Source organism: Tepidimonas taiwanensis, assembly GCF_020162115.1.
In the GTDB taxonomy this organism is placed as follows: Bacteria; Pseudomonadota; Gammaproteobacteria; order Burkholderiales; family Burkholderiaceae_C; genus Tepidimonas; species Tepidimonas taiwanensis.
Window position 1 is genome coordinate 2787683 of sequence record NZ_CP083911.1, and the last position, 12065, is coordinate 2799747.

The 12065-nt window shown below is 68.7% G+C and carries 14 protein-coding genes; 9 read left to right on the plus strand and 5 right to left on the minus strand.

What is annotated here, in order from left to right; genetic code table 11:
* Window positions 1–9: 9 nt before the first annotated feature.
* Window positions 10–531: a MarR family winged helix-turn-helix transcriptional regulator gene (locus LCC91_RS13155; protein ID WP_052231585.1), complete on the minus strand. Its 522-nt coding sequence runs from the start codon at window positions 529–531 to the stop codon at window positions 10–12.
* 171 nt (window positions 532–702) lie between these two features.
* Here LCC91_RS13155 and LCC91_RS13160 point away from each other — a divergent pair, with 171 nt between their 5' ends.
* Window positions 703–1452: an MgtC/SapB family protein gene (locus LCC91_RS13160; protein ID WP_043701176.1), complete on the plus strand. Its 750-nt coding sequence runs from the start codon at window positions 703–705 to the stop codon at window positions 1450–1452.
* Window positions 1453–1464: 12 nt separating this feature from the next.
* Here the strand turns inward: LCC91_RS13160 and LCC91_RS13165 are convergent, their stop codons facing one another.
* A complete protein-coding gene (locus LCC91_RS13165) occupies window positions 1465–2055 on the minus strand; it encodes a hypothetical protein (protein ID WP_043701172.1) in 591 nt (196 codons plus the stop codon).
* Window positions 2056–2193: 138 nt separating this feature from the next.
* Here LCC91_RS13165 and LCC91_RS13170 point away from each other — a divergent pair, with 138 nt between their 5' ends.
* Genes LCC91_RS13170 through LCC91_RS13185 form a run of 4 tightly spaced genes read left to right on the plus strand, consistent with a single transcriptional unit; the run spans window position 2194 to window position 6648 of the window.
* Entirely contained in the window at window positions 2194–3063 is an 870-nt protein-coding gene (locus tag LCC91_RS13170) for a class I SAM-dependent methyltransferase (RefSeq protein WP_043701170.1), read from the plus strand.
* Window positions 3060–4301: a cation:proton antiporter domain-containing protein gene (locus LCC91_RS13175; RefSeq protein WP_052231584.1), complete on the plus strand. Its 1242-nt coding sequence runs from the start codon at window positions 3060–3062 to the stop codon at window positions 4299–4301. Before LCC91_RS13170 ends, LCC91_RS13175 begins: the two co-directional genes overlap by 4 nt.
* 5 nt (window positions 4302–4306) lie before the next feature.
* Window positions 4307–5437: a YbdK family carboxylate-amine ligase gene (locus LCC91_RS13180; protein WP_043701168.1), complete on the plus strand. Its 1131-nt coding sequence runs from the start codon at window positions 4307–4309 to the stop codon at window positions 5435–5437.
* Between the two features lie 56 nt (window positions 5438–5493).
* Window positions 5494–6648 (plus strand): aminotransferase class V-fold PLP-dependent enzyme, encoded by a 1155-nt coding sequence (locus LCC91_RS13185; protein WP_058615957.1) that lies wholly within the window; start codon window positions 5494–5496, stop codon window positions 6646–6648.
* Between the two features lie 9 nt (window positions 6649–6657).
* Here the strand turns inward: LCC91_RS13185 and LCC91_RS13190 are convergent, their stop codons facing one another.
* Window positions 6658–7512 carry an ABC transporter permease gene (locus LCC91_RS13190; RefSeq protein ID WP_390612127.1) on the minus strand — a complete coding sequence of 285 codons (855 nt, stop codon included), beginning with the start codon at window positions 7510–7512 and terminating at the stop codon, window positions 6658–6660.
* Window positions 7513–7527: 15 nt separating this feature from the next.
* Entirely contained in the window at window positions 7528–8469 is a 942-nt protein-coding gene (locus LCC91_RS13195) for an ATP-binding cassette domain-containing protein (protein WP_043701163.1), read from the minus strand.
* An 80-nt stretch (window positions 8470–8549) separates the two neighbouring features.
* Between LCC91_RS13195 and LCC91_RS13200 the strand changes: the two genes are divergently transcribed.
* The 4 genes from LCC91_RS13200 (at window position 8550) to asd (ending at window position 10440) form a co-directional block, all read left to right on the plus strand.
* Entirely contained in the window at window positions 8550–8783 is a 234-nt protein-coding gene (locus LCC91_RS13200) for an AbrB/MazE/SpoVT family DNA-binding domain-containing protein (RefSeq protein ID WP_043701161.1), read from the plus strand.
* Entirely contained in the window at window positions 8770–9183 is a 414-nt protein-coding gene (locus tag LCC91_RS13205; protein ID WP_043701159.1) for a PIN domain-containing protein, read from the plus strand. The genes LCC91_RS13200 and LCC91_RS13205 overlap by 14 nt, the downstream gene beginning before the upstream one ends.
* 82 nt (window positions 9184–9265) lie before the next feature.
* A complete protein-coding gene (locus LCC91_RS13210) occupies window positions 9266–9520 on the plus strand; it encodes a helix-turn-helix domain-containing protein (protein WP_043701158.1) in 255 nt (84 codons plus the stop codon).
* Window positions 9521–9570: 50 nt separating this feature from the next.
* Window positions 9571–10440, plus strand: a complete 870-nt coding sequence (asd, locus tag LCC91_RS13215) for an archaetidylserine decarboxylase (protein ID WP_043701156.1) — start codon at window positions 9571–9573, stop codon at window positions 10438–10440.
* Window positions 10441–10546: 106 nt separating this feature from the next.
* On the opposite strand, the gene LCC91_RS13220 is transcribed toward asd, so the two are convergent.
* On the minus strand, window positions 10547–12061 hold the full coding sequence (locus LCC91_RS13220; protein WP_043701154.1) for an AMP nucleosidase: 1515 nt from the start codon (window positions 12059–12061) through the stop codon (window positions 10547–10549).
* Between the last annotated feature and the right edge of the window lie 4 nt (window positions 12062–12065).

Consider the following 12065-nt stretch of genomic DNA (forward strand, 5'->3'; position numbering starts at 1 on the left):
GCGGTCCTTTCAGGGTTGTGCGGCCGCTGCTGCGGCCGGTTGGGAAAACGAGGGCGGAGGGCTGGCCAGCAGGCGCTGCCGCAGGTCCTGAAGCTCGCGGGTCAATCCTGTCACCTCTTCGAGCGAGCAGCCGGTGGCGGCCAGCAGGCAGCCGGGGATGGCACGGGCGCGCGCTTGCAGGGCGCGTCCTGGTGCCGTCAGACGGATGCGCACGCGCCGCTCGTCAGCGGCATCGCGCACGCGTTGCACGTGCCCGGCCGCTGCCAGCCGTTTCAGCAGCGGGGTGAGCGTCCCCGAGTCCAACCCCAGCCGCTCTCCCAGCGCCGAGACGGTCACATCATCGCGCTCCCACAGCGCCAGCAGCACGAGGTATTGCGGGTAGGTCAGTCCCAGCTCGGCCAGCAGCGGCTGGTACAGCCGTGTCATGGCCAGGGAGGTCGCGTACAGGGCAAAGCACAGCTGATGGTCCAGCCGTAGAGTATCCGGTAGCGCTGTGGTATCGGCGGGGGGCACGGGTCTGGCGCTTCGCATACGCAAAATATTACCGCACAATTAAATTGCGCGCAATCAATGTGGCGCGGCCAATCCGCAAGAGCTAACGGGGAACTATGATTTGTCGGGGGGCGGCACCGTGGGTTGGCTCCCACTTGGGGCTGCGCGTGCGGCTGCCAGTGGCCCCTTCGCACACGGAGGTCAGTGACGATGGAGATCTGGCTGGGTTTGTGGGAGCGGTACTGGTCCTGGCCGATGTTGCAGGTCAACGGATTGATTCTGGCGAACCTGCTCGGAGCCTTGGCGTTGGGGCTGGTCGTCGGGTACGAGCGCACGTATCGCGGGCGCGCGGCGGGTATGCGCACGTATGGCATCGTGTGCATGGCCTCGGCGGCATTGACCGTCTTTGCTGGCTATCCGCAGGCCTGGTGGGGTCAAGCGCAAGCCTGCCCCTTGTTCGGGGCTGATCCGACCCGGGTGATCCAAGGGATCGTCACGGGCATCGGGTTTTTGGGCGCTGGCGTCATCATGCGCGATGGTTTGACCATCAGCGGGCTGACGACGGCGGCGTCCATCTGGGCGACTTCGGCCATTGGCGTGCTGGTGGGGGTGGGGCTGTACGGCGCGGCGATCGTAGCCACTGGGATGACCGCGGTGTTGATGTTGTGGGGGGCGCGTTGGGAGGGATATCTGCCTGCCCGCGCCACACTCGCCGTGACGGTGACCTCGGGCGACGAAGTTCCACTCGCCGAGGAGGCGATGTTCGCCGTACTCAAGGAGCTGGGCTTTTCCGTGGTCGAGGGGTCGTTGCGCATCCAGTCGCTGCCGGCGGCGACGCGATGGTATTTCGTGGCGGAGGCCGACCGCGCGCGAGCTGGGGCGGTGCTGCCCGAGGTCGCACGGCGGCTGCGCGCGTGTGTGGGTGTGCAGGGAGTCGAAATTGCGCACGCCCGCAACTGAACCGATGGGCACTCAGGGCAGGGAGCCTGCCCACTCAATGATTTTGCGGTGTTCCGCCGGCAGCAGCGTGTAGTGTATCCCCTCGCCGGCGAGGGTGTTGCGCAACTCGTGGTCGATCTGGCGGGCACGGTTTTCATCTTGCAGTCGGCCCGCCTGTATGTAGGGTTTCTCGGGGTCGCGCTGGGCAAAGATATTGATGTTGTCGAACTGCCGGTACCACTCCAGAATCTGCCGCCGGGTTTTTTCGATATCGCAAATGTTATCTGCGTAATGCGCGTTGTAGTAGAGCAGCTGCGGCAGGCCGCCCTCGGTGACCAAGTAGTGCACTTGGCCATCCAAGGTCTGCAGCAGCCGGTGTTGCTGCAGCGCAATCGCATATTGGTTGCGCAAGGCGTCCCAGTCCTCTTGCCAAACGAGCATTTTGGCCACGTCAGGGATGTGCTCCACGGTGCGCTGCATCAGGTGCAGTTTGAGGACGATGGCGGAGGAAAAAAGCGACTTGTCGCAGCCCGGGCCGCCGATGATATTGATGACCTTTGTCGGGTAGCGCCGCAGCCGGCTCCCCGGGGGTTTGGGCGTGACGTAACCGACGATGGTGCCCATGGCGTGCCCTCCTGACCAGATGTGTGGCACAACGGGGCGGTCGTGATGGGCGACGGGCTGCGCCGCGGTCGCCGGCCCCATAACGGGCATGTTAACACCGTCGCCCACCGTTGTGTTTGTCTTATATGATGCCGCGCCATGCGTCGCCGTCGACACCCCTTTGCCGACGAACCGCCTGCGCCGCCCGAGGTGCTGGCCGAACTGCAGCCGGGCCAGTCCGTCGAGCTGCTCAAGGCGCTGCACATCCTCACGCGCGACGGGCGGCTGAACCAGGACTCGCGCCGCAAGCTCAAGCAGGTCAACCACCTGCTGCAGTTCATCGAGCCGCTGCTGCACGAGGCGCTGGAGGCGCGCGGTGACGTGACGCTGGTCGACCACGGCGCGGGCAAGTCGTATTTGGGGTTTTTACTGTACGACCGGTTTTTTGCGTCCCGCCCCGTCGGCACGGTGTGGGGGGTGGAGGCGCGCACCGAGCTGGTCGAGCGCTCGGCGGCGCTGGCGCAGCAACTGGGCTTTGCGCGCATGCGTTTCGTCGCCGCGACGGTGCGCGAGGCGATGGCGGCGCTGCCGGCGACGGTGGATGTCGTCACCGCGCTGCACGCCTGCGACACGGCCACCGACGACGCCATCGATTTCGCCTTGCAGCGGCAGGCGCGCTCGATCGTGCTCGTGCCGTGCTGTCAGGCGGAGGTCGCCGCGGTGCTGCGCCGCCACAAGGCGCTGCAGCTGGCGCGCACGCCGCTGGCGGAGCTGTGGCGCCACCCGCTGCACACGCGTGAGTTCGGCAGCCAGGTCACCAACGTGATGCGCTGCCTGCGGCTGGAAGCGTCGGGTTACGACGTCACCGTGACCGAACTGGTGGGCTGGGAACACTCGATGAAGAACGAACTCATCCTTGCGCGCCGCACCGGCCGGCGCAAGCGCAGCGCGGCCGAGCGGCTGGCGCGCATGCTGGACGAGTTGGGCCTGGCGGAACTGCAGGCGCGTTTCGCGGTCGCACTCACATGAACGGTTGGGATGCGAACCTGGCGACCCTCACCGTCTGGCCCGCGCTGTTGTGGCTCGCATGGTGGTCGGGAGAGCGCTTGCAGCCGCGCGGCGTGCCGCGTGTGAGTGTGTATGTCGCCGTGGGGCTGGCGGGCAGCGCGGTGGGGTTTGCACCGGAGCCGGCAACGGGCGGTGCGCTGGCCCTGCTGGCGCAGTTTGCGCTGTCGCTCGTGTTGTTCGAGCTGGGTTGCCGTATCCACCTGGGGTGGTTCCGCCATAACCCCTGGGTGCTGCTGATCGGGGTGGTGCAGTCGCTGGCCATCTTCGGTGCGGTGTACTGGGCGCTGGGTGCGGTGGGGGTGGGCGCGCAATGGCGGCCGCTCGTCGCGGCGGTGGCGGTGGCGGCGTCGCCCGCCAGCCTGCTGCGGGTCACCCACGACCTGCGTGCCGCCGGGCAGGTCGCCGAGCGCGTGTTGCACCTGGCCGCGATCCAATGTGTACTGGCGGTGCTGTTGGTCAAGGGTGTGACCGGTCACTGGTATTTGAGTGCCGCGGGGGACTGGACGCAGGCGCTGCTGACCAGCGTGTACGCCGCGGGCCTGTCGGTCGCGCTGGGGGTGGCGCTGGCGGTGGTGGTCGCGGCCGTGGTGCGCGGCCCGTTCGAGGGGGCGACGGCACCGACGGTCGGCTACGCGCTGGCGCTGGTGTGGCTGACCGTGGTGGCGGATGCGCTGCGGCTGTCGCCGCTGCTGGCCGCGCTGAGCTTCGGTGTGCTGCTGCGCGAGCGCCGCGTGTTCGTCGCCAACGCGCAGCGCGATTTCGGCTCGCTCGGGTGGTTGCTGGGGGTGTTCCTGTTCGTGTATGTGGGCTCGCGCATGTCGTGGGAGGCGCTGGCGCATTCCAACGTGTGGGCCGCGGCGGCGGTGGTGCTCGCCGCCCGCGTGGCGATCCCGGTCGCGCTCAACGCGGTGCTGGCCGTGCCCAGTGGCACCACCGTACGCAAGGGAGCGCTCACCGGTGTGGCGCTGCTGCCGATGTCGGCGATGACCTTGCTGCTGCTCGAGCGCAGCATCGCGCTCGGGCTGCCGCCCGCGGCGCAGGCGCTGTGGCACTTGACGGCCGCGCTGCTGTGGCTGGAGCTGCTCGGCCCCTGGGTGACACAGTGGGCACTGGTCGCGGCGCGTGAGGCCGCCGTCGCGCGCCCGGCCACCCCGGGTTCTGCGCCTCCAGTCCCTCCCGCACCCTCGAGTGGAGGTTGAACCCGATGCCGCTGGAGCCGTTCAAGACGTCTGACGCGCTCTCGATGGGCGTGGAGCTCGAGCTGCAGATCGTCAACACCTACGACCAGGATCTGGCGAGCGGCGCCGACGATCTGCTGGCGTTGCTCAAGCGCGCGCCGTTTCCGGGCGCCGTCACGCCCGAGATGACGCAGAGCATGATCGAGGTCGCCACCGGCGTGCACACACGCCACGGCGAGTTGCTGGCGCAGCTGCGGGCGATCCGCGATACGCTCGTGTCGGCGGCCGATCGCCTGAACGTGGCGCTCGCCGGTGGCGGCACGCACCCGTTCCAGCGCTGGTTCGAGCAGCGCATCTTCGACAAACCGCGCTTTCAACAGTTGTCGGGGCTGTACGGTTATCTGGCCAAGCAGTTCACGGTGTTCGGCCAGCACGTGCACATCGGCTGCCGCTCGGCGGACGAGGCGCTGTTTCTGCTGCATGCGCTCAATCGCTACGTGCCGCACTTCATCGCGCTGTCGGCGTCGTCGCCGTTCTTTCAGGGGGTGGACACGTTGTTCGACTCGGCGCGGCTGAACGCGGTGTTCGCCTTTCCGCTCAGCGGCCGCGCGCCCTTCGTGCTGCGCTGGGACGACTTCGAGCAGGGGTACTTCCGTAAGATGGAGGCCACGGGGGTGGTGAAGTCCATGAAGGACTTTTACTGGGACATCCGCCCCAAGCCCGAATACGGCACGATCGAGCTGCGCGTGTGCGATACACCACTGACGGTGGAGCGCGCCGCGGCGCTGGCGGGCTATTTGCAGGCGCTGTGCCGCCATCTGCTCGAGGGCGGCGATCCTGCCCCCGAGGAGGACGACTACCTCGTCTACACCTACAACCGCTTCCAGGCGTGCCGCTTCGGCCTGAATGGCACTCTCGTGCACCCGCGTACGCGCGAGACACTGTCGATCCGCGAGGACATCCTGGCGACGCTGCGGCGGCTGACCCCGCACGCGCAGGCGCTGGGCAGCGAGGCCGCGCTGGCCGACATCGAGCGCGTGGCCGGTGAGGGCGGCAACCACGCGACGTATCTGCGCGGGGTGTACGCGCGCAGCGGCAGCGTCCAGGGGGTGGTGCACGCGGCGGTCGACGCGCTGCGCACGGGCGTGCTAAGCTGAGCATGCACGTATGCACGTGCGCCATGTTGGCGCACGATGCCCCCTGGAGTGCTGTCATGCCCGGATTGTTGCCCCACATCGACCCTGACGGACTGCTGGAGTTTTCGGTCGTCTACACGGACCGCGCGCTCAACCATATGTCCAAGCGCTTCCAGCGCGTCATGACCGACATCGGCGGCATCCTCAAAGAGGTGTACGGCGCGCACGCGGTCGCTCTGGTGCCCGGCAGCGGCACCTTCGGCATGGAGGCGGTGGCGCGGCAGTTCGCCGCCGACCGGCGCGTGCTGGTGCTGCGCAACGGCTGGTTCAGCTACCGGTGGACGCAGATTTTCGAGATGGGGCGCATCCCGGCCGAGGCGCCCGTGCTCAAGGCCCGGCGCGTGCACGACGGCCCGCAGGCACCGTGGGTGCCGGCGCCGCTGGACGAGGTGGTGCGCACGATCCAGACCCAGCGCCCGGCGGTGGTGTTCGCCCCGCACGTGGAGACGGCCGCCGGCATGATGTTGCCGGACGACTACCTGCGCGCGGTGGCCGACGCGGTGCACGGCGTCGATGGCCTGTTCGTGCTGGACTGCATCGCGTCCGGCGCAATGTGGGTCGATATGCGCGACAGCGGCGTGGACGTGCTGATCTCGGCACCGCAAAAGGGCTGGAGCGGCTCGCCCGCCTGTGCGATGGTGATGCTGTCCGAGCGGGCGCGCCAGGCCATCGACGGCACCACCAGCACGAGCTTCGCCTGCGACCTGAAGAAGTGGCTGCAGGTGATGGAAACCTACGAGCAGGGCGGGCACGTCTACCACACGACCATGCCCACTGATGCGCTGGCGCGGCTGCGCGACGTGATGCAGGAGACGCGCTCGCACGGCTTTGGCGTGATGCGGGCGGCACAGGCCGAATTGGGGCGGCGTGTGCGCGCGGCGTTCGAGGCGCGCGGGTTGGTAAGCGTCGCGGCGCCGGGCTATCAGGCACCGGGCGTGGTCGTCAGCTACACCGACGACCCCGACATCGCCAACGGCAAGAAGTTCGCCGCCGTCGGGTTGCAGACCGCCGCGGGCGTGCCCCTGATGTGCGACGAGCCGGCGGACTTCCGCACCTTCCGCGTGGGCCTCTTCGGCCTGGAAAAATTGCTGCACATCGAGCGCACCGTCGGCCACCTGACCCAGGCGCTGGATGCGCTGGGCCTGACGGTGCGCGAAACGGTCGCGGCCTGAGCGGCGGCGTCAGCGCGCAAAGCGCCGCCGTGTCAGCACCAGCGCCACGCCGTAGGCGCCGAGCGCGTAGCCGAGCAGCACGGCGATGTGCAGCGCTGCGTCGGGCGGCCAGCGGTCGAGGAACAGCGGCCGCACCAACTGCACCGCGTGGGTCAGCGGCAGCAGGTCACCGATTACCTGCACCCAGCCCGGCAACTGCTCGCGCGGAAAGAACACCCCGGACACGAAGGTCATCGGGGTCAACCACAGCGTGAAGTAGTACGTGAAGAAGTCGTAGCCCTTGGCGAGCGCGTTGAAGATCAGCGCCAGCGCCGCGAAGGTGATGCCGGTGAGCCCCAGCACGCCCCACGCCAGCAGCAGCTTGGGGCTGTGGCTGATGCCCAGCGCCAGCATCACCGCCAGGATCGCGGTCGCGGTGAACAGCGCCTTGAACGCCGCCCACAACATCTCGGCCAACACGATGTCGTCCAGCGTCACCGGGGTGTTGAGGATGCCGTCCCACGTCTTTTGCACGTGCATGCGCGAGAACGCCGAGTACAGCGCCTCAAACGTGGCGGCGTTCATCGCGCTCATGCAGATGCTGCCGCTGGCCAGAAACACCAGGTAGGGCACGGCCTGCGCCTCCCCGTTCGGCCACGCCACGGTGACGGCACCCACCAGCGCCCCCATGCCATAGCCGAACGCCACCAGCCAGATCAGCGGCTCGGCGATGTTGCCAACCAGACTCGGCAGCGCCAGCTTGCGCCAGACCAGCAGGTTGCGCAGCCACACGGCGGCGAAGTGACGCGACATGCGTGGTGGGTAAAAGAGGCGGCTTGCGGCCGAGCGGCCAGCAGTGGCGGTGGGAATGGACGGCATCGACATGGCGGTGCAAATCTCTCATCCGTCGTCGCGTATTTGGCGGCCGGTGAGTTTGAGGAACAGGTCTTCCAGGTTGGCTGGGCGGTGCAGCATGCGCAGCCGCGGCCGCTCACCCAGCTGCGCCAACAGCGGCCGCGCGTCGTGGGTGTACAAGAAGCACGTCTCGCCGCTGGTTTCCGTGCGGCTGACCAGCCGCTGCAGCGCGGGGTCGAGCAGGGTGTCGAGCGCGCTCATCGGGGTGCCCGCCTCGCCGTAGACTTCAATGACTTCGGGCTCCAGGTGCTGTGCGATCAGTTCGCGCGGGTGGCCCTCGGCGATCTTGCGGCCGTGGTCGATGATGACCAGCCGGTGGCACAGCCGCTCGGCTTCGTCCATGAAGTGCGTGGTCAGCAGGATGCTCTTGCCCTGCTGCAGCAGCCGCTGTAGCCGCTCCCACATCAGGTGCCGCGCCTGCGGGTCCAGCCCCGTCGTCGGCTCATCCAGCAGCAGCAGCGCCGGGTCGTTGATGAGCGCGCGGGCGAGGCTCAGGCGCCGGCGCATGCCACCGGACAGCTCGCCCGGGCGGCTGTCCGCCTTGTGCGCCAGCGCCGCGAAGTCCAGCAGCGCCGGGATGCGCGCGCGCAACGCCGCGGCAGGCAACCCGAAATAACGCCCGTACACGAGCAGGTTTTCGGTGCAGGTGAAGTCGGGATCCAGCGTGTCGAACTGCGCCACCACGCCGAGCCGCGCCTTGATCGCGCGCGCCTCGACGGGCATTTCCTGCCCAAGGATGCGGATACGGCCCGCGTCCGGCACGGTCAGGCCCAGCGCCATGCGCAGCGTCGTGGTCTTGCCCGCGCCGTTGGGCCCGAGCAGCCCGACGCACTCGCCCGGTGCGATCGAAAACGACAGGTCCTCGACCACGGGGCGGCCGTCGTAGCGCTTGGTCAGGCCTTCGACCTGGAAGAGTGGGGGGTGCATTTGCCCGATTGTGCATGGGTGCAAGCGTGCGTTGCACAAGGATATACTCTCTAAAACGTATATCTTGAGGAGATTTCGTCGTGCAAGTCGCTCGTTGGGGCAACAGCCTGGCCATCCGACTGCCCGTCGCGGTGGTTCGCGAACTGGGTTTGCGTGAGGGGGACGAGATCGAGATCGTCGCCCTCGACCGGCAGCGCTGGGGGGTGCATCCCGCGGTGACGCCGGTGGACGCGCTCAAGGCGCTGCGCCGCCTGCGCGGGCGCCTGCCGGCCGATTTCCATTTCGAGCGCGAGCAGATCCATGCGCGCGGCTGACGTCTTTCTGGATACCAACGTCGTCTTGTATCTGCTTTCCGCCGACGCCCGCAAAGCCGACGTGGCCGAGACCCTGATCCAACGGGGCGGCACGGTGTCGGTGCAGGTGCTCAATGAAGCGGCAGCCGTGGCGCGCCGCAAATTGCAGATGCCGCTGGCGGAAATCCGGGAGTGGTTGGCCGCGGTGCGCGCGTGTTGCGCGGTGGTGCCCCTCACCGTCGCCGAGCATGACGAGGCGCTGCGCCTGTGTGAACGCTACGCCCTGGCATTTTACGACGCGCTGATCGTCGCCGCGGCGTTGGCCGCCGGCGCGCAGGTGTTGTACACCGAAGACCTGCAGCCGGGCCTCGTCATCGACGGCCGGCTGCAGGTGGTCAACCCGTTCGCGGTGGACAACTGACGCTCACGACATCTTGGTGAGCGTTCCGCCGAGCCCAGCCGTTCCGTCGTTCAACTTTTCACCGTAGAACGCGACTCCGCGTGTGGCGGCTTCGCTCTATGACCCCCGATACGACGCATTGCGCCAGGCGCTGGTGCAGGCACGGCGTGCGCGAGGCGTCACGCAGGGGTTCGTCGCGTCGCGTTTGGGGGTCGGGCAACCGTTCGTCTCCAAGATGGAGCGCGGCGAGGCCTTCATCGACGTGCTGGTGTTCGTCGATTGGTGTCACTGCCTCGCGATCGACCCGGCGGCGGTGCTACGATCCGTGCCCCTACCGAATGAGCCGGGGCCGGGGTAAGCGGGGCGGCGGGAACCGCCCCCGTACTGTTGGGCTGCGGTCTGTTGCACATGCCGTTGTTTGTTTCCGAGCAAGTGGCCGTCTGGCTGCAGTATCTGTTGCCCAAGCAGGCGATGACCGCCGCCGCGGGTGCGCTGGCGCGGCGCCGGCTGGGGCCGGTGACGCGAGCTGCCATCCGGCGGTTCATCGTGCGCTACGGCGTGGACATGACCGAGGCGGCGCAGCCGGACCCGGCGGCGTACGCGACGTTCAACGACTTTTTTACGCGCGCGCTGCGGCCCGGGGCGCGTCCGCTGGCGGCGGCCGACGTGGTGTGTCCCGTCGACGGGGCGATCAGCCAGTGCGGGCCGATCGCGGGCGATCGCATCCTGCAGGCCAAGGGGCACGACTACACGGTCGCGGCGCTGCTCGGGGGGGACACGGCGCTCGCGGCGGCGTTTGCCGACGGGACGTTTGCCACGTTGTACCTGAGTCCGCGCGACTACCACCGCATCCACATGCCGTGTGCGGGGCGGCTGCGGCGCATGGTGCACGTGCCGGGCGACCTGTTTTCGGTCAACCCGTCGACGGCGCGCGGGGTGCCGGGGTTGTTTGCGCGCAACGAGCGGGTGGTGTGCCTGTTCGAGGGCGAGCGCGGCGGGCAGCGCTTTCCGTTCGTGCTGGTGCTGGTGGGGGCCACGATCGTGGGCAGCATGGCCACGGTGTGGCACGGGGTAGTCAACCCGCCGCGGCCCGGCATCGTGCGCCGCTGGGATTACGACGACCGCGACATCACGCTGGCGCAGGGGGCGGAGATGGGGCGTTTCCTGCTCGGCTCCACCGTGGTGGCGTTGTTCCCGCCGAAGACGGTGGCGCTGGCGCCGGACTGGGTGCCGGGGCGTCCGGTGCGCATGGGCGAGGCGATGGGGCGTTGGTGCTGAGATTCTCGCGCTGGGTGCCCAACATCACGCCCACAACCCGTGGCCGGGCGGGATCGATGATCGGGTGTCCCCGAGCGGACGAGGGTTGGGGGACGTTGGTGACTGGCTACTGAAACGCGACTTCGGCAAAGCTGCGCAGCTTGCGGCTGTGCAGTTGTTCGACGCCGGCGGTGCGCAGCCGCTCGATGGCGCGCAGCCCGATGCGCAGGTGCTGGTCCACCCGCTCGCGGTAGAAGCGGTCGGCCATGCCCGGCAGTTTGATGGCGCCGTGCAGCGGCTTGTCGCTCACGCACAGCAGCGTGCCATAGGGCACGCGAAAGCGAAAACCGTTGGCGGCGATGGTGGCCGACTCCATGTCCAGCGCCACCGCGCGCGACTGCGAGAAGCGCCGCTGCGGCAGGTTGTCCGGCAGCAGCTCCCAGTTGCGGTTGTCGGTGCTGGCCACCGTCCCGGTGCGCAGCACGCGCTTGAGCGCGGCGCCCTCCCATCCGGTCACGTCCGCCACCGCGCCTTCCAGTGCCTGCTGGATTTCGGCGAGCGCGGGGATCGGCACCCACAGCGGCAGTTCTTCGTCCAGCACGTGGTCCTCGCGCACGTAGGCGTGCGCCAGCACGTAGTCGCCCAGCTGCTGGCTGGTGCGCAGTCCCGCGCAGTGGCCCAGCATCAGCCACGCGTGCGGCCGCAGCACGGCGATGTGGTCGGTGGCGGTCTTGGCGTTGCTCGGACCGACGCCGATGTTGACCAGCGTGATGCCGCTGCGGTCGGCGCGCACCAGGTGGTAGGCCGGCATTTGCGGCATGCGCGGCGGCGCGCTGCCTTCGGGCCCGGCCCACGCAGGGCGGGGGTCGGCACTCAGCCCGGCGCGCCAGGTGACGACATTGCCCGGCTCGACGAAGGCGACGTATTCGCTGTCGGGCCGTGCCATTTCCGCCAGCCCCAGGCGCACGAACTCGTCGACGTAAAAGCCGTAGTTGGTGAAGAGCACGAAGTTCTGGAACCAGGCGGGCGAGGTGCCGCTGTAGTGGCGCAGGCGCTGCAGCGAATAATCGATGCGCGCGCCGCGAAACAGCGCCAGCGGCTGCGGCGCGCCGGGCGGCGGGCAGTGCGTGCCGTTGGCGATGCCGTCGTCCATCGCCGACAGGTCCGGCAGGTCGAACACCTCGCCCAGCCGGGCGCGGTGGACGGCGTCGAGCTCGCCCTCGAAGGCGGTGTCCTCGCCGAGCGCGAAGTGCACCGGGATCGGCTCGCTGCTCAGACCGATTTCGAGCGGCTCGCCGTGGTGGGCGAGCAGCAGCGTGAACTGCTCGCGCCAATAGTCGGCAAACAGATCCGGCCGCGTGAGCGTCGTCTCATACCGACCGGGGCCGGCGACGAAGCCGTAGCTCAACCGCCGCTGGTCCGTTGGCCCCAGGAGGCGCTGTCGCTGCACCTGCAGCCGCACGAACGGGTAGGTGGCGCGCACGCGCTCCACCGGGCCATCCGGGTCCAGTGGTGCGTGGATGTACGCCCGCAGGGCCTCACGCAAAAAGGCGGCGGCACCGTCGTACAGCGCGCGCACGTGGTCGACGGCGGCATCTGGGTCGGTGAAGGAACGGGGCGCAACGAATGGCGGGGTCTGCATGGGC